This window comes from Lysobacter cavernae, assembly GCF_042648505.1.
GTDB classification, from domain to species: Bacteria; Pseudomonadota; Gammaproteobacteria; order Xanthomonadales; family Xanthomonadaceae; genus Lysobacter_L; species Lysobacter_L cavernae.
Genome location: NZ_JBHRXK010000002.1, coordinates 174,842 through 191,125, shown reverse-complemented (window position 1 = coordinate 191,125; position 16,284 = coordinate 174,842). Strand labels below are relative to the sequence as shown.

Sequence of the window (16,284 nt, the reverse complement as noted above, 5' to 3'; positions counted from 1 at the left end):
GAAAACGGCCACGCGCCGGATCAGACCGGCGCGTGGCATGCCTTCTCTGGCGACGCACTTACCGGCCCTTCGGGCGGATCTCCACCGCGGCGGCTTCGGTGAACGCCACGCGCAGCATGTCGCCGACCTTGAGTTGGCCCAGGCGGGCACGGTGCTCGGGCTCGACCACGTCGAGGGTGACGACGTTGCCGCGCGGGCCCTGCACGGTGACGGTGTTGTTGGCGGTGTCGATCGCCTGGATCGGTGCCAGTACCGTCACGGTTTCCGAGGCGCTGGCGCCGGGCTTGTCGCCGAGCTTGGCAACGTCGTGGTCCTGCTTGATGTAGGCGCCGGGCTTGGCGCTACCGGCCGGTTGGATGTCGATCGCGACCGCACGCAGGTAATCGACGCTGACCGTGTCGCCGACGCGGATCTGCTCGAAGTTGCGCACGTCCTCGTCGGCATGCACCTGCAACTGCGCGCCGCCGTCGTCGCGGATGGTGACCAGGCGCAGCGGCGTGTCGATGGCGGTGACCGTGCCATTGACGCTGACCTCGACGGCCGTGACCTCGCGCGGGCCGTCGTCGGCGGGCGCGGTCGAGCATGCGGTGGCCAGCGCCAGCGTCAAAGCCAGCGGAAGTACGCGGAACAAGGGGGATTTCTTCACTGCAACCTCCATGAATGCCGTGAACAAAAGCGGTCCGCAGCCGACACGGCGCGTCCGCGAACCAGCGGGCGCTCATCTGCCTGAGCGCAGCGTGATAATGCAGGCGGGGTCGGAAAGCGACAAGCGACGCTTGCTACCGCTGCCAAGCCGCCGGGCCGCAGGAGGGGCAGGCGGTACTCATGACGCAGCGCGGATGCGGAAACGACGAGCCCCGCGTGATGCGGGGCTCGCGCTGGGCAATGTTGCGACGCTCAGTGGTGGAGCAGGATGTCGGCGATGATGCCGGTGGCCACGGCGATCAGGATGTACTTGCCGTCGTTGCTGCGCACCCAGCGGTGTCCACGCGGCGGCGGATTCAGGTGGTAGTGACGGTAATCGTCGACGTAATAGCGACGCTCCTCGTATACCACGCCGCGACGGTACTCCTGCTTGTGCCAGCCCTTGTGCTTGCCGCGCGGGTGGCCGCGCTCGTCGTCGTCATGGTCGTCGTCGTGGCGATCGTCATGGTGGTGGCTGTCGTCGTGGTGCTTGCCCTTGCCCTTGGCGAGGACGGTCACGGGCGACAGGAACACGAAGCCGAGCAGAACAGCGGACAGCAGGCGTTTCATGGATCCCCCTGAGCAATTGATTGGCGCTGCGATCCTACGTCGCCGCTTGCGCCGCGAAGGCGCGCCATTGAAGAACCTTGACGGCGGTCGCCATTCGTCGCTGCCGTGCTTCATCGGGCCTTTAGATAAAGCGTTTTCAGCGGTGCCAGCGCCTTGGCTACACTTCGCCCCTTCCAAGATGTGAGCGCCCGATGCGAAACCCGATCCGCGCGCTGTGGCTGTGCGCGCTGCTGTCCTCGGCCACGGTCTTCGCGGCCGGGCCCGCGCCCGACCGTCGTATCGCCATCACCATCGACGACCTGCCGTGGCAACGCATCGAGCGCACGCCGGCGGCACAACTGCCGGTGCGCCACGCACAACTGATGGCGGCGCTGAAGCAGGCCGATGCCCCGGGCACCGGCTTCGTCAACGAGGGCAAGCTCGAGGTCGACGGCCAGCTGCAGCCCGAGCGCGTGGCGATGCTGCGCGACTGGCTCGATGCGGGTTACGAGCTCGGCAACCACACCTACGGCCATCTTGACCTGCATGCGGTCGGCCTGCCGGCCTACCAGGCCGACATCGCGCGTGGCGAACGCCAACTGCGGCCGTTGCTGGCGCAGCGCGGACAGGTGCCGCGCTGGTTCCGCCATCCTTACCTGCGCGCCGGTCGCACGCCCGAGGACCGGGCCGCGCTGGCGACTTTCCTCGACGCGCGCGGCTACCGCATCGCGCCGGTCACGGTCGACAACGGCGAATGGGTGTGGGCGTTCGCCTACGCCAACGTGCTCGACGGCCAGCCCGACACGCCCGCGCGCGCCGCCACGCTGCAGCGCCTGCGCCGTGGCTACGTGCCGTACATGCTCAACAAGGTCGACTACTTCGAGCGCCAGTCGCAGGCGCTACTCGGTTACACGCTGCCGCAGGTCTGGTTGATGCACGCCAACGAACTCAATGCCGCGGCCTTGGTCGACCTGGTCGCCGGAGTGCGCCGTCGCGGCTACCGCGTGGTGACGCTGGAACAGGCGCTGGCCGACCCGGCCTACGCGCGTGCGGACGGTTACCGCGGCCGTTTCGGGCCGAGCTGGCTGCACCGCTGGGCGATGGCTGAGAACAAGCCCAAGGACTTCTACGCCGGCGAGCCGGTGGTGCCGAAGTGGGTGCTGGAGCTGGCCGGCGAGACTTCGGAATGAACCGGAGCGGTCACCACCGGAAATCGAAACGGGGGCCGGAAGCCGGGGCGACGCAACGGTCCCAGTCCGTGCGCCGCCCCGGGGTCTCCCTGACGAGGAGGCGGCCAGTGTGGTGGCCGCCTGTCGCACGCAGCGAGACGGGGCGTCAGGCGCCCACCTGGCGCCGCACCGCGGCGATGTCGCGCACCGGTCGCACCTCGATGCAGCCGGTGCGCGTCCACGGGAACTCCTGGGCGATGCGCACGGCTTCTTCCATGCTTTCCGCCTCGATCAGGTTGAAGCCGGCGAGGACTTCCTTGGCCTCGGCAAACGGGCCGTCGGTGATGCTCACGCGAGCGCCGCGCACACGCACCGACTTGGCGGTGACGGGCGCTTCGAGCTGCTGGAAGTCGAGCAGGCAACCGCTCTCCTGCAGCTCGTCGGCATGGGCGAGGCAGCCGCGCATCATCGTCTCGTACTGGCCCGCGGGCAGTGCGTCGAGCAGGGTGTCATCGGTGTAGACCATCAGCAGATACTTCATCACGTCCTCGGCAGTGAGTCGGAACAGGTGGGGCAGGGAGGCCACTAGAGTGCCTGAGCGCGCCGCGCGTGGCGCAATGCAGCGCGGCACTTCATTGTCGATCGAACGCAACCATCGTGACAGCGCGCATTGGCCCGTTGATGGGATGATTCTTCCCCGTATTACCGGCTTATCGATGCGGGCGGCGCTGCCTAGGCTATGTCGCTCCCCCATACACCGGCCGGACGCCATGCTGACTCCCCGCCAAGCGCAATTCGCTTTTGTTCCACTCATGGTGACCGCGATGTCGGCGGTGATCAGCTTCGCCATGACCGCCATGCATCACGGCGCGGCCCCGGGCCTGGTGCAGGTCTGGTTGCAGCATTGGCCGGTGGCCTTCGTCGTGGCGCTGCCCACGGCCTGGGTGGTCGTGCCCGCCGTGCGCGCGCTGCTGGCCCGGCTGACGCGGACGGCCACCGCTGCATCAGGCCGCTCGTCCGGCGAGTTGGGTTGAGCGTGCAATCGCCGGCATGAACACGATGCCACGTCCTTCCGCCGTGCTCCGGTACGATGCGCCCGAGTTGTCGCTGCAAAAGGAACGCGGCATGCCGCCAGTTACCGATACGTCCATCATCGACATCCGAGGCCTGACAAAGACCTATGCGTCGGGGTTCCAGGCGCTCAAGGGCGTCGATCTGCAGATCCGCCGTGGCGAGATCTTCGCCCTGCTCGGGCCCAACGGCGCCGGCAAGACCACGCTGATCAGCATCGTCTGCGGCATCGTCAACGCCAGCAGCGGCAGCGTGCTGGCCGATGGCCACGACATCGTCCGCGACTTCCGCGCCGCGCGCAGCAAGATCGGGCTGGTGCCGCAGGAACTGTCGACCGATGCGTTCGAGAGCGTATGGGCCACGGTCAACTTCAGTCGCGGCCTGTTCGGCAAGCCGCCGAACCCGGCGCACCTGGAAAAGGTGCTGCGTGACCTGTCGTTGTGGGACAAGAAGGACAGCAAGATCATGGCGCTGTCGGGCGGCATGAAACGGCGCGTGCTGATCGCCAAGGCGCTGGCGCACGAGCCGCAGATACTGTTTCTCGACGAGCCCACCGCCGGCGTCGACGTCGAGCTGCGTCACGACATGTGGCAGATGGTGCGGCGCCTTCGCGAGAACGGCGTGACCATCATCCTGACCACGCACTACATCGAAGAGGCCGAGGACATGGCCGACCGCATCGGCGTGATCAACCACGGTGAGCTGGTGCTGGTCGAGGACAAGGCCACGCTGATGCGCAAGCTCGGCAAGAAGCAGCTGACCCTGCACCTGCAGGCACCGCTGCAACGCATTCCCGACGGCTTTGGCGACCGCCTGGAACTGGCTGAAGACGGCCACGCCCTGGTCTACACCTTCGACGTGCAGGCCGATGACACCGGCATCGCCGCGCTGCTGCGACGCCTCAACGAGCACGGCATCGATTTCAAGGACCTGCACTCCAGCGAGAGCTCGCTGGAGGAGATTTTTGTCAGCCTGGTGCGGCAGGGACGGGAGGCGCGGGCATGAGCCGGTTCATCGACACAGGACGTAGCCCGGGTAAGCGCAGCGCACCCGGGGGGGCGAGGTGGCGAGTCCCGGGTGTGGCCTTCGGCCTTGCACGGGCCACAACGCCGGCAGGTGCGGCATGAACCTCCACGCGATCCGCGCGATCTACAAGTTCGAGATGGCGCGCACCTTCCGCACGCTGATGGAGAGCATGGTCTCGCCGGTGCTGTCGACGTCGCTGTACTTCATCGTTTTCGGCGCGGCGATCGGCTCGCGCATGGGCGAGGTCGACGGCGTCAGCTACGGCGCCTTCATCATCCCCGGCCTGATCATGCTGTCGCTGTTGAGCGAAAGCGTCTCCAACGCCTCGTTCGGCATCTACATGCCCAAGTGGTCCGGCACGATCTACGAGCTGTTGTCGGCACCGGTCAACGCTTTCGAGATCGTGATCGGCTACGTCGGCGCGGCGGCGACCAAGTCGCTGATGCTGGGTGCACTGATCCTGGTCACCGCGCGCTTCTTCGTCCCCTATGAAATCGCGCATCCGTTCTGGATGCTGTGCTTCCTGGTGTTGACGGCGCTGACCTTCAGCCTGTTCGGTTTCATCATCGGCCTGTGGGCGGACAGCTTCCAGCGGTTGCAGGTGGTGCCGCTGATGATCGTCACGCCATTGACCTTCCTCGGCGGCGCGTTCTACTCGATCGGCATGCTGCCGCCGCTGTGGCAGAAGATCGCGCTGTTCAATCCGGTCGTGTACCTGATCAGCGGCTTCCGCTGGAGCTTCTACGGCATCGCCGACGTCAACGTCGGCGTTAGCGCGGCGGCGGTCCTCGGTTTCCTGCTGCTGTGCCTGACGATCGTCTGGTGGATCTTCCGCACCGGCTGGAAACTCAAGGCCTGAGCCGGATGGCGTCCGGTGCCGTAGTCGTCGCGGTGCCGCGTTCGCACTCGGCCAGACGATGGGCGAGGTAGCGTTCGAACAGCGTGGTGTGCAGGTTGTGCAGTGCCAGCTCGATGCGGAACGGCGTACGCGGATTGCGATCGAGCAGGCGCACGATGTGGAAGCCGACGGGCCGGATGCCCTGGCGGTGCACGTAGATGCGGAACTCGCGGAAGAACGGGTCCGCCAGCAGTGTGTCCAGACGTGCCACCGTGGCCTGTGCGGCCGGCGACAGCGACCGGCGCAATGCCGGGTCGCGCTCGTACAGCAGTTTCTCGTGGACGCGGTGGCCGTCCATCGCCAGAGTGCGCGCCAGCGCCCAGAGCTCGCGACTGCGCTCGTTGTAATACTCGAAGCCGTCGTGCGTGCGCAGCGCGTCGGCCGCGGCGGCGCTGACGTCGTAGACGACGAAGTTCTCGGCCTGGTTGTTGATGTCGTCCAGCGTGCTGCGGTCGAACACGTGATAGATGAAGCCGGGCAGGCCGGCAAACGCCTGCCGGCCCTGCGCCGCGGTCTTGCGCGCCCGGCCGTCGGCGGTCATCGCGCCGGCCTGCGAGCCGATCAGGATGCTGCGGGTGCGGCGCAGCTTGTTGAAGGTGCCGATCACGATCTCGTCGGCATCGAACTCGGCATCGAACGCGGCCGGCCCGTACAACTCGGCCTGGGTGGCGTACTGCGCGATCTGTCGGCCGACTCCGCATTCGGCGCGGACGTGCCCGCGGTAGAAGCCGGCGATCGCCGCCGAGTTACGGCCGATCGGCCGGTACCCGCGGCCGAACGAATAGATCCGCTCCCAGCCGTCGCGCGCCGCCCCGCCGGCGCCAAAACCGATCCAGCCCAGCTGCAGTGCGGAGAAACGGAAGCCGGGATTGGCCACCAACCGGTCGACGGCGCGGCGCGTGGCGTCGCCGAGGTCGAAGGCGTACGCGCACACCGTGGCCGGATGCTGCAGCAGCGCGGTGAGCCCGCCTTGAAACTGCGGCGAGGTCGTCGCAGCGGCTGGCATGTGGACGACCAGATCGCCGGCGGCGTGGGCCTCGGCGAGGCTGGCGCGCTGGCACGGCGTGCCGGCCGCCACCGTGAACGTGTCGCCTGTGCTGGCCAGGAAGCGCCAGCCCAGTCCGGCCAGCACTTGCGTGGCGCAGTGCGTCGGCACGGGGTCGGTCTGCGCCGCCGATGCGCCGCTGACGGCGAGCAAAAACCAAAACGACATGTGCAACAGGACGGGGGCCGGGTTCATCGCCTGCGGTCGTGATCCGTACACAGCGATCTTGCACAGTCCGGTGACGGCGCGCGATGAAGACCACCGGCCGATCGTGCCGGGGCTCCCGATCAGGAACCGTTGCGGTCAAGATAGGCGCCGGTTTCCGCTGACGAGCCTCCCATGCGTCCTTTGCTGCTGGCCCTGAGTTTGCTGCTGTCCGCGCCGGCAATGGCCGGCGACGCCGCCCCGGCCGAACTGCTGGCGATCGATGCGTCCTGGAACGAGCTGCGGCTGAAGTCCGACACCGCCGGCCTGGACCGGCTGATCGCCGACGACTGGTTGCTCACGCATTCCGATGGGCGCACCCAGACCAAGCCGGATTATCTGGAGGAACTGCGTACCCGCAGCCGCAGCAACCAGGCGATCGGCAACGAGGACGTGGTGCTGCGCCGCTACGGCGACACCGCGGTGGTGACCGGGACCAGCGTGCAGTCCGGGGTCAGCAAGGGACAACCGTGGAGCGGGCGCTTCCGCTTTACCCGCGTTTGGGTGCAGCGCGATGGGCAATGGCGCATGGTCGCCTCGCACTCCTCGCGCATCGCAGACGCCCCCTGAGGGCGGCGCTGCGGGCCGGGCGGCCGGTCGTGAGGCGGACCGGGCGTGCGGCAGCCGGACCGGTCAGGGGGTCGGCGTGATCTTCTTGAGCACCCAGGTCACGCCGAGTTTCTCGACGCGGCCACCGGATTTCTCGAACTTGGCGATGTCTTCGGAAATACGCTCGCTCTCGAAGCGTTTGTGCAGGTTGCCGTCGCTGCCGGTGGGAGGCTTGCGCGGCGCTACCTTGCTGCCGCTTTTCTTGGTGCCAGTCATCGAATCGCTCCTGCGAGGACGAACGCGCCTCGTCTGCGCACGGACGTCGCAGGGCGCGGCGGCCTGTGGCCACTATGCGCGCATAACGGCACAAAAGGGTGGAAAACGCAGGATTGCCACCGTGGGCGGCATGCTGGCGCGACTTACTTCGGGTCGAGGAAGTACGGCTCGACCGCGCCCTTGACCTTCATGGTCATTGGATTGCCGCGCCGGTCGAGTGACTTGCCGATCGGCAGGCGCACCCAGCCTTCGCTGACGCAGTATTCCTCGATGTTGGTCTTTTCCTCGCCGTTGAAGCGGATGCCGATGCCGCGTTCGAGCACGGTTTCGTCATAGAACGGGCTGCGCGGGTCGTTGGAGAGGCGGTCGGGGGGCGTGTCGGTGGTCATCGTGCGCTGGAGTCGGGCGACCGGTGGCCGCGTGCGGGCGCACAGGATAAGTGCGGCGACCACTTTTCGCACCGCGCCGGGGCCGGGTCAGCGTCCACCTGGAGCCCGGCGGCGCGGCTCAGGGCTGTTCGCCGCGCCCCTGGCGACGGGCGTTGGCGATCACCGCGCGGACCTGGGCACGGTCGCGGTGGCGCGAGATCGCGACCGCGCCCAGCGCCAGCGCCCGCTCGCGTAGCTGCGCCGGGACGTCGTAGTGGGCGCCGCTGGTCTTGTTCTGGAAGGCGCGGCGCGGCAGGCCAAGCCGCTCGGCCATGGCGTGCAGCTCGTCCAGGCGGTCGGCCATCAGGTGCGCCCAGCGCTGGTCGCGCCAGAGGTGGACGGCGTCGTCGACGTAGACCGTCATGGCGCAATCGAGGGGGGCATGAGGGGCAGAGGCTCCTTCGGGGCGGGGTGGTGGGCAAGGTTTCTGAACAAATATTCCCGGAATGCATTGCGTTTGGGCGCCATAGCGACTACCGTGCGCTGGCTGTGTTAGTCAAGGGTCACTGTGACCGTGACCCGATGTAGATCACGATTCACTCCATCGTTGCACCTCGCTTTCTCCTTGCAACCAGCTCAATGCCGCGAAAGCGGCCTCTCAACTACGTTCCAAGGAGTAAGTTATGTCGAACCGTGAAACCGGTACCGTCAAGTGGTTCAACGATGCCAAGGGCTTCGGCTTCATCAGCCGTGAGAATGGCGAGGACGTGTTCGTGCACTTCCGCGCTATCCAGGGCTCGGGCTTCAAGAGCCTGCAGGAAGGCCAGAAGGTCAGCTTCACCGTCACCCAGGGCCAGAAGGGCCTGCAGGCTGACGCTGTCCAGCCGCTCTGAACCATCCTTCGACGTCGCCTTGCGGCGATGTTGAATAGAAAAGCCCGGCTTCGGCCGGGCTTTTTCGTGGGCGCGGTTCAGGGCGTGATTCAGCGGCTCAGTCGCGCGCCACCCGCACCATGCGCTGCAGCAGGTGCTCGATCGCCGCGACCGCATCGGTGCAGCGGCCGAGGTGCACCGGCGAGGTCTGGATGATCGAGCTGCGCTTGGCGGTGAGCCAATGGAAGCGCGCGCGCTGCGGCAGCAGGCCGATCGGGCCGCTGCCGGGACCGCCGGCGCAGATCGCCGGGATCGTCGCCAGGTGGCGGCGCACGGTGTCGAGGTCGACCTGCGGGTCGAGTGCGAGCAGGCGCGCCTCGTCGAGCTCGATGCGCGCCTCCAGGTACTTGGCGCCGGCGCACGACACGATGATGCCGACGTTGATGAATTCCTCGCGCTCCACGCGCGGGACGACGCGGATCACCGCGTAGTCGTAGGTGTCAGGCGCGCGCACGGATGGCCTCCTCGACGAAGCGCTGGCGGTGCGCCAGCCGTTGCACGAAATGCTCGACGTAGGCGGCGCGGTGCGCGGCCGGGTCGGCCAGTGCGCCCTCGCCATCCAGCCACGACTCGGGCACCTGCGCCAGGATCGACTCGAACAGCGCGCGGTCGAGGCGCGGCGCCAGCTCGGCATCGGCTTCGACGAGGGCGTCGGCCAGCGGCAGCAGGACGTGGTCCTTGATCAGCGGGAAGGCGCTGTCGGCATGCGCGGGCGTGCCGTCCCAGCCGTGGTGGAAGTACAGCGCGGCGCCGTGGTCGATCAGCCACAGCCGCCGGTGCCAGACCAGCAGGTTGGTGTTGCGGAAGCTGCGGTCGACGTTGCTGACGAAGGCGTCGAACCAGACCACGCGCGAGGCGAGGCCGGCATCGGGCTGCTCGGCGACCGGGTCGTAGTTGACCGCGCCGGGCAGGTAGTCGAGGGCGAGGTTGAGGCCGGCGCTGGCGCGGATCAGGTCCTGGATCTCGGGGTCGGGCTCGGTGCGGGCGAGTTCGGGGTCGAGCTCGGCCAGCACGATCTCGGGGATGGGCAGGTCCAGTGCGCGCGCGAGCTCGCCGGCCACCAGCTCGGCGACCAGCGCCTTGGCGCCTTGCCCGGCGCCACGGAACTTGAGCACGTACAGTCCGTCGTCGTCGGCCTCGATCACCGCCGGCAGCGAGCCGCCTTCGCGCAGCGGGGTGACATAACGGGTGGCGGCAACGGTGCGCAGGCTCATCGGCGGCAAGAATAGCGGCGCGCCGCGGGTGAGGACAGGCGAATTGTGCATTTGCCTTTCCCGCGCTGCGATCACGCGGCACCATGGTCGTCGCCCCCGCGACTGCCGGCCCCTGCGATGAACCTGCCCGACCACGAATTCGACCCCGACGACAACTTCGCCGACGGTTTCGACCCCGACCGCGCCACCGACGATGACGAGGCCACCACCGAGGCGCTGGTCTGGCAGCTGCTGCTGCTGATCAATCCCGGCGACGAGGAGACGGCGCTGCAGCAGTTCAGCGCCTACCGCGACGCGCTGGCCGAGGGCGATGCCGACGACAGCGAGCCGGTATGGCTGCTCAAGGACGCGATTGACTGGGTGTCGGGGTTCCATGTCGACGCCGGTGACGCCGGGTCCTTCATCGACGCCGTCGCCGAGCTGGCCGCGCGCTGGAACCTGCGCATCGACTGGGGCGTGGACGATGCCGGCGACGACGACTTCCTCGACAGCACCGACGTGCCGGCGCTGATGGCCAACGCCTACGACCGCCTGCGCGAGCACGGCTACACGCTGTGGACCTGGAATACTGGTGGCGAGGTCCACGCCGGCTGGATCGCCCTGCAGCGCGATGACGAGGCGATGCAGGCGGTGGCGGCCGCGCTGGGCATCGAGCTGCGACCGGGCAGCGACGCGTTCTGACGCGCTGGCGGCAACCACGGCGCGGATCAAGCGCCGAGTTGTGGTTCGCTATTGATCCGGCCCGCAAATGGATCGTCGTAGGAGCGGCTTCAGCCGCGAGCCTTGGGTGGATTGCCCGATAGACACGTGAACAGCTCGCGGCTGAGGCCGCTCCTGCATGAAACAGAATTCGGGCCGGACCAATAGCCGCCGCCCGGCCTCACCAGGTGTCCTCAAGCATCCGCGGCTGGCTGGCCAGGTAGCCGCCGACCAGCAGCACCCCCAGGCACACGACCAGGAACGCGAACGGCCACAGCCAGCCGTGCGAGAGGTCGTGCAGCCAGCCGAACAGCAGCGGGCCGAGGCAGCTGAGGCTGTAGCCCAGCCCCTGCACGAAACCCGACAGCGCCGCCGAGCCGCCGGCGGTGCGCGTGCGCAGGTTGATCAGGGTCAGCGACAGCGGGAACGTGCTCGGCCCCAGGCCGAGCAGGGCCACCCACAGCAACGGCGCCGTCATCGGCGCCAGCAGCAGGCCGGCGAACGCGGCGATGTAGGCCACCGCGCAGGCGACCACGATCGGGAACGGATTGGCGATGCGCACCGCCAGCGCCGGCAGGAACAGCGCGCTGACCAGGCCCAGCGTCGAGAACAGCGCGACCATGCTGCCGCCCAGCGCGGGGCTGCCGCCGGCCTCGACCAGCAGCTTCGGCAGCCAGGTGAACATCGAGTAGGTGGTCAGCGAGGTCATGCCGAACATCAACGCCAGGCCCCAGGCCACCGGCGAGCGCCAGACCTTGCCGGCACGCGCCGGCACGGCCAGCTCCGGGGCCTCGTCAGCGGCGGTCACCGCGTGGTCGTGCGCCCGCGCCAACGCATGTGCCTGGCGCGAGTGGCCGTGGCGCTCCATCCACAGCACCGCGATCCACGGCAGCGCCGCGGCCGCGGCCACCAGCGACCACGCGCCCAGCGACACCTGCCAGCCGGCGGCCTGTGCCAGCGGCACCGCCAGCAGCGCCGGCAGGATCGTGCCGAGCTGCAACACGGTGATGTAGAGCGTGCTGACCGTGCCGACGCGATCGGCGAAATAGCGCTTCACCAGCGGCGGCAGCACCACGTTGCCCATGCCCATGCCCGACAGCGCCACCGCCGAGGCGACCAGCAGCGTCGTGGTGTCGCCGGCGAACGAGCGCGCGAGCAGGCCAACCGTCGCCAGCACCATCGCCAGCAACGCCGTGCGCTCCAGGCCGAGGCGGTGGGCGATGCCGGGCGTGGCCACGCCGAACACGGCGAAGGCCGCGGTCGGCACCATGCCGAACACGCCGGTCATGGTCGAGCCGAAACCGAAGGTCGCGCCGAGGCTGTCGAGCAGCGGCGTCAGCGAGGTGACCGCGGTGCGCAGGTTGAACGCCGACAGCACGATGCCGGCCAGCACCAGTGCGCGATCGCGCCAGAGCGAGCGGAGCTGCGGACGCAGCGGGATGGGGGCGGACGCATCCATGGGTGTGCGTGTTCCTTGCAAGACCGCGCCGCCGGACGGGATGACGGTGCGGTCGCCGCGATCCCGGATCCAATCCGGCATCGACAGGTGGGGGAGGTGGGCGGGATCTGCGCAGGGCGCGTTGCGATGTGGGCGGACAGCCCATCGCAGCAGTCGGACGCGAGTGTGCGCGACAACGCCGCGCGAGACCAGCGGCCGAACCGGCAACACTCAGTTCCATCGCGGTTTGGCCGCATCGGTACGACGCAGCCGGCAACAACGGCAAAGCGCCGTGCAACGCCGGCATCGCCAAGCGGGTGTCGAAACGACTTCAAGACGGCGTGAAGAAAGGTCGCATCAGCGGGCCTCATGTTGCTGAACCGGCCGGGCGTTCACCGCCGGTTCGTGCGCGGCACACAAGACTCGAAACCCCTGCAAGAAGGAGGACACGATGAAGAAGATCACCTCATTGAGCATGGTGCTGGCGTTGGCCCTGTCGGGCACGGCGCTGGCACAGGACGCGCTGACCGAGCACCAGGTGCGCGGCAAGCTCGCCGAACAGGGCTACACCAAGGTCAATGACCTCAAGTTCGGCGACGGCGTGTGGAAGGCCGATGCACGCAGCGCCGAGGGCAACCGCGTCGAGGTGCGCATCGACCCGGCGACCGGCAACGTGTACCCCGACGAGCAGATCGCCAACCTCAGCGAGGCCGACGTGCGTGCGCGCCTGGCGACGGCCGGCTACAGCAACGTCCACGACGTCGATTACGAGGACGGCCTCTGGAATGCCGAGGCTGACGACCCGGCTGGACGCGATGTCGAAGTGAAGATCGACCCGGCCACCGGCAAGGTGATCGGCAAGGAGAAGGACTGATCGCGCGCCAAGTGATGGACTGGCCACAGTGCGAGCGCCATCGCTTGGGTTATTGCAGCGGTCGGCTTCAATGACCCCTCTCCCATCGGGAGAGGGGTGGGTGAGGGTATGGCGAAGTCGCGATAGTTCCGACTTGCGCGGCTTCGCCGAACCCTCATCCGGCGCTACGCGCCACCTTCTCCCGGAGGGAGAAGGGATCAAGCTCTGCCACCTTCACGCGGTACGGGTGTTATCGGCCCCTTTGTGGGACTCATCTATAAAGTCCCCGGCTTTGCCGGGGGATACTCATTCGAGTTCGAGCTTGACCCGCACCTTGTCGTCCTTGACCTCGGCCTGCTGGTTGCCAGCAAGGAACACCCGCGCCGGATCGAGCGCGTCGCCGGCCAGCAGCGCTTCCTGCACCGCGGTCGCGCGTGCCTGGCCCAGCTTCACCAGTTCGTTGTCATCGACCTGGTAGCGCGGGCGCAGTTGCTCCTCCAACCAGGCGGTCTCGCCGTACTGGCGCGCGGCCTTGCGCTCCTTGCGGGTGCTGTCCTCGCCCGCTTCGGCCGCGACCTGCGCGGTCTCGGGCGGACGCGGTTTGTGGCCCAGCTCCTTGCGGTACAGGTCTTCCAGCAGGTTGAGCTTGTCCTTGCGCTCCAGCGTGGCGTAGTCGGGCGCGGCGCCGTCGTTGACCGTTGCCAGTGCGGCGACGAAGCGCTGCTGTGTCAGCGCGGCCGCATCGGCGGCAAGGGCCGGGCCGGCGGGGATGTCGAGCTTCAGTGCCGGCCGGTCCGCCAGTCCTTGCGCCAGCGCCGCCAATGCCGTCTTCGACGCCTCCGGCAGTTCGGCCGAGCCCGGCGCGAAGTCGACGAACTGCGCGTTCTCGGCGCCCTTGAACAGCGAGCCGATGAAGTCGAACGGCGCGGCGACGATCTTCACCAGCAGGTTCTTGATGATCTGCCAGACCACCGGCCACACCCGGAACGTGGGATCGTCGAGGCTGCCGGTGACCGGCAGGTTGAGGTCGATCACGCCTTTGCGGTTCTTCAGCAACGAGGTCGCCAGCCGGATCGGCAGCGAGACCTTGTCCTTGCTGTCGATAGCCTGGCCCCATTCGAGCTGGTCGATGATGACGTGGTGATCGGCGGCGAGCTTGCGGTCGTCGATCCGGTAATGCAGTTCGGTGGTCAGCTTGCCCTTGGCGATCGCGTAGCCGGCGTAGCGGCCGGAATACGGATTGAAGATCGGCAACTCGATGTTGCTGAACTTCATGCGCACGTCGGTGTGCTGGTCGTACGCGGCGACGTTGGTCTCGCCGTTGATCTCCACCGGCGAGAAACGGTTGATGACGTGGCCGTCGAGGTCGATCTTCGTCGGTTTGCCGCCGACGGTGGACACGCCGGTGATGCTGCCGCGCAGCGCCTGGATGTTGGCCTGGAAATTGGGTTCGATCGACAGGTCGGCGAAGCTCATCACGCCGTTGTCGAGCAGCAGCCGGCCGATTTTGATCGGCATTTCCGGGGCGCTGGCCATGGCCGGCGGCGCGGGTGTGCCGGTCGGCGCGGCGTCGCCGAACAGCGTGACCAGGTTGACGCTGCGATCCGGCGCGACGATCACGCGGGCGAACGGCTTGGTGGTGCGCACTGTGTCGATGCTCAGCGTATCGGGCGCCATCGTGTAGTCGACGCCTTCGGCCACCAGTCGGTCCCAGGACAGGAACGGCCGGCGGTTGGCGGCTTCGGTCAGGTCGAAACCGGTGACTGTGGCGGTGCCGGCGAAGCGCAGCTCCGGTCCCGGCGCCGGCTCGGGCTGCAGCGTCAGCGTGCCGTTGGCGGCGACGGCGCCGGACTGGAGCTGCAGCGCGGGATAGTCGGGCAGGTACGGCTTGACCTGCAGCAGCGGCAGTTTCGCCACGTCCACCTGCAGCTTGGCGGCGACGGTGTCCGGCACCACTTCGCCGCTGACCGTCAGCGGCGCCACGCCGTTGACGGTGGTCTGCAGGTTGAATGCCACCGGTTTGCTGAAATCCAGGCTCAGGCCGCCGGTGCTCAATGCCAGCGGCGCCAGCTGGAACTTCACCGCCGGCGTCACGGCGCGGTCTTCGAACGCCACGTCGGCCTGCGCCAGCTCGACCTTGCCCAGAGCGAACTGCCAGTCGTCACCAGCGCCGGTCGTGGCCGGTGTCGCCGTGGCCGGCGCCGTCGAGGCCGTCGTCGGCGGCGCCAGCAGGCGGTCGAGGTTGAGGCTGCCGTCGGCCTCGCGCCGGAGCTCCGCCTTGAGGCCGGTGACGTGCAGCGCGTCGATCGTCAGGCGCTGCTCGTGCAACACCAGGCGGGTGTTGTCGAGGCTGGCCTTGGGCAGCGTGACCCAGTCGCGGTCGATGCCGCTGGCGCGCAGGCCGAGATCGGTGGCGGTGATCCGGGGCAGCGTCGCCTCCAGGCGCATACCGGCCTGCGGCACGATGGCGAAACGGTAACTGCCGCTCAGGTCGAACGCGCCCTGGCTCAGCTGCAACGGCAGTTCGTCGCTGAAGAACTCGTGCACGCTGCGTGCCTTCAGCGCGGCGATCCCGAAACGGCCGTCGGAGGCCAGCGGCTTCAGCGACAGCCGCCCCGACCAGTTGAAACGTTCGCCTTCGTCGCTGCTCGCGGCCAGGCGGAAGCCGCCGCCGCCGGAGGTGGTGTGGAAGTTTTTGAGACTGAACTCGATCGGCGACAGCACCTTGCGCGGCTGCAGGCTGCGACTTTGGTCGGCGAAATCGACGCGGCCGCGGCGCACCGCCAGATCCTCGATCCACACGTGCGGCAGCGGTGCGTCCGGGGTGTCGGACTCGGGCGCCAGCTCGGCCAGGTTGAGCGAGCCGTCGGGGCGGATCAGCGTGTCGGCATAGGGCGCGTCGAGGTCGACCCGGGCGAAGGTCCAGGCGCGCTTCCACAGCGACTTCGCCTCGAAGTCGGCGAACAGGCGCTGCAGCGCGACCATGCGCTTGCCGCGGTCGCTGATCGCGATGTCGCGCACGTCGAGCTGGAAGTTGAAGGGGTTGAAGCGGATCTCGCCCAGTGCCAGCGACTTGTCGCGCAGCTCGGTGGCGACGAACTGCGTCGCCTGCGAGCGGATCAGCTTGGGCACCAGCCAGAAGCCGGCGAGCGCGTACAGGCCCACCGCCAGCACCAGCAGGGCCGGAATGACGAACAGCTTGCTACGGACGAACTTCGCCATTCCCACTCTCACCGTGATCCCTGTTCACATGATGCCTGCAGGATGGATTCGGGCGCTGTGAATGCCCGTCAGGCGACCTGCCGACGG

Annotated in this window: 19 protein-coding genes; 8 read left to right on the top strand and 11 right to left on the bottom strand. The window is 68.1% G+C overall.

Annotation, left to right across the window (positions count from 1 at the left end):
- Positions 1-58 precede the first annotated feature (58 nt).
- On the bottom strand, positions 59-646 hold the full coding sequence (locus tag ACFOLC_RS05320; protein ID WP_386758192.1) for a hypothetical protein: 588 nt from the start codon (positions 644-646) through the stop codon (positions 59-61).
- 251 nt (positions 647-897) lie between these two features.
- Positions 898-1,254, bottom strand: coding sequence for an RcnB family protein (locus tag ACFOLC_RS05315; protein ID WP_386758191.1), 357 nt, complete (start codon positions 1,252-1,254; stop codon positions 898-900).
- A gap of 191 nt (positions 1,255-1,445) precedes the next feature.
- Between ACFOLC_RS05315 and ACFOLC_RS05310 the strand changes: the two genes are divergently transcribed.
- Entirely contained in the window at positions 1,446-2,423 is a 978-nt protein-coding gene (locus ACFOLC_RS05310; protein ID WP_386758190.1) for a polysaccharide deacetylase family protein, read from the top strand.
- Positions 2,424-2,568: 145 nt separating this feature from the next.
- Here ACFOLC_RS05310 and ACFOLC_RS05305 read toward each other — a convergent pair whose 3' ends face one another.
- On the bottom strand, positions 2,569-2,943 hold the full coding sequence (locus tag ACFOLC_RS05305) for a YciI family protein (RefSeq protein WP_386758540.1): 375 nt from the start codon (positions 2,941-2,943) through the stop codon (positions 2,569-2,571).
- Between the two features lie 229 nt (positions 2,944-3,172).
- On the opposite strand from ACFOLC_RS05305, the gene ACFOLC_RS05300 reads away from it, so the two are divergent.
- The 3 genes from ACFOLC_RS05300 to ACFOLC_RS05290 all read left to right on the top strand — a co-directional run bounded on the left by ACFOLC_RS05300 (position 3,173) and on the right by ACFOLC_RS05290 (position 5,358).
- Positions 3,173-3,436 (top strand): DUF2798 domain-containing protein, encoded by a 264-nt coding sequence (locus ACFOLC_RS05300; RefSeq protein ID WP_386758189.1) that lies wholly within the window; start codon positions 3,173-3,175, stop codon positions 3,434-3,436.
- Positions 3,437-3,527: 91 nt separating this feature from the next.
- A complete protein-coding gene (locus ACFOLC_RS05295; RefSeq protein ID WP_386758188.1) occupies positions 3,528-4,478 on the top strand; it encodes an ABC transporter ATP-binding protein in 951 nt (316 codons plus the stop codon).
- Positions 4,479-4,596: 118 nt separating this feature from the next.
- A complete protein-coding gene (locus tag ACFOLC_RS05290; RefSeq protein WP_386758187.1) occupies positions 4,597-5,358 on the top strand; it encodes an ABC transporter permease in 762 nt (253 codons plus the stop codon).
- Here the strand turns inward: ACFOLC_RS05290 and ACFOLC_RS05285 are convergent.
- On the bottom strand, positions 5,348-6,610 hold the full coding sequence (locus ACFOLC_RS05285) for a hypothetical protein (protein WP_386758186.1): 1,263 nt from the start codon (positions 6,608-6,610) through the stop codon (positions 5,348-5,350). The two genes, ACFOLC_RS05290 and ACFOLC_RS05285, sit on opposite strands and share 11 nt — an antisense overlap.
- Positions 6,611-6,781: 171 nt before the next feature.
- On the opposite strand from ACFOLC_RS05285, the gene ACFOLC_RS05280 reads away from it, so the two are divergent.
- Complete coding sequence (locus tag ACFOLC_RS05280; RefSeq protein WP_386758185.1) at positions 6,782-7,216, top strand: nuclear transport factor 2 family protein; 435 nt, start codon at positions 6,782-6,784, stop codon at positions 7,214-7,216.
- Positions 7,217-7,279: 63 nt separating this feature from the next.
- Here the strand turns inward: ACFOLC_RS05280 and ACFOLC_RS05275 are convergent, their stop codons facing one another.
- The 3 genes from ACFOLC_RS05275 to ACFOLC_RS05265 form a co-directional block, all read right to left on the bottom strand.
- Positions 7,280-7,471, bottom strand: a complete 192-nt coding sequence (locus ACFOLC_RS05275; RefSeq protein ID WP_386758184.1) for a hypothetical protein — start codon at positions 7,469-7,471, stop codon at positions 7,280-7,282.
- Positions 7,472-7,614: 143 nt separating this feature from the next.
- Positions 7,615-7,860 (bottom strand): DUF3297 family protein, encoded by a 246-nt coding sequence (locus ACFOLC_RS05270; protein ID WP_386758539.1) that lies wholly within the window; start codon positions 7,858-7,860, stop codon positions 7,615-7,617.
- A gap of 118 nt (positions 7,861-7,978) precedes the next feature.
- Positions 7,979-8,263 (bottom strand): DUF4031 domain-containing protein, encoded by a 285-nt coding sequence (locus ACFOLC_RS05265; RefSeq protein ID WP_386758183.1) that lies wholly within the window; start codon positions 8,261-8,263, stop codon positions 7,979-7,981.
- 259 nt (positions 8,264-8,522) lie between these two features.
- Between ACFOLC_RS05265 and ACFOLC_RS05260 the strand changes: the two genes are divergently transcribed.
- The gene (locus tag ACFOLC_RS05260) at positions 8,523-8,732 is read left to right on the top strand and encodes a cold-shock protein (protein ID WP_386758182.1); all 210 of its coding nucleotides are present in this window, start codon (positions 8,523-8,525) and stop codon (positions 8,730-8,732) included.
- A gap of 97 nt (positions 8,733-8,829) precedes the next feature.
- Here the strand turns inward: ACFOLC_RS05260 and ACFOLC_RS05255 are convergent, their stop codons facing one another.
- Positions 8,830-9,225: a DUF3037 domain-containing protein gene (locus tag ACFOLC_RS05255; protein ID WP_386758181.1), complete on the bottom strand. Its 396-nt coding sequence runs from the start codon at positions 9,223-9,225 to the stop codon at positions 8,830-8,832.
- On the bottom strand, positions 9,212-9,979 hold the full coding sequence (locus ACFOLC_RS05250) for a HipA family kinase (RefSeq protein WP_386758538.1): 768 nt from the start codon (positions 9,977-9,979) through the stop codon (positions 9,212-9,214). The genes ACFOLC_RS05255 and ACFOLC_RS05250 overlap by 14 nt, the downstream gene beginning before the upstream one ends.
- A 123-nt stretch (positions 9,980-10,102) precedes the next feature.
- Here ACFOLC_RS05250 and ACFOLC_RS05245 point away from each other — a divergent pair, with 123 nt between their 5' ends.
- Positions 10,103-10,666: a DUF6630 family protein gene (locus ACFOLC_RS05245; protein ID WP_386758180.1), complete on the top strand. Its 564-nt coding sequence runs from the start codon at positions 10,103-10,105 to the stop codon at positions 10,664-10,666.
- A gap of 199 nt (positions 10,667-10,865) precedes the next feature.
- Here ACFOLC_RS05245 and ACFOLC_RS05240 read toward each other — a convergent pair whose 3' ends face one another.
- Positions 10,866-12,143 (bottom strand): CynX/NimT family MFS transporter, encoded by a 1,278-nt coding sequence (locus ACFOLC_RS05240; protein WP_386758179.1) that lies wholly within the window; start codon positions 12,141-12,143, stop codon positions 10,866-10,868.
- 430 nt (positions 12,144-12,573) lie between these two features.
- Here ACFOLC_RS05240 and ACFOLC_RS05235 point away from each other — a divergent pair, with 430 nt between their 5' ends.
- Positions 12,574-12,996, top strand: coding sequence for a PepSY domain-containing protein (locus ACFOLC_RS05235; RefSeq protein WP_386758178.1), 423 nt, complete (start codon positions 12,574-12,576; stop codon positions 12,994-12,996).
- A gap of 285 nt (positions 12,997-13,281) precedes the next feature.
- Here the strand turns inward: ACFOLC_RS05235 and ACFOLC_RS05230 are convergent, their stop codons facing one another.
- Positions 13,282-16,197, bottom strand: a complete 2,916-nt coding sequence (locus tag ACFOLC_RS05230; RefSeq protein ID WP_386758177.1) for a DUF748 domain-containing protein — start codon at positions 16,195-16,197, stop codon at positions 13,282-13,284.
- Positions 16,198-16,284 lie beyond the last annotated feature (87 nt).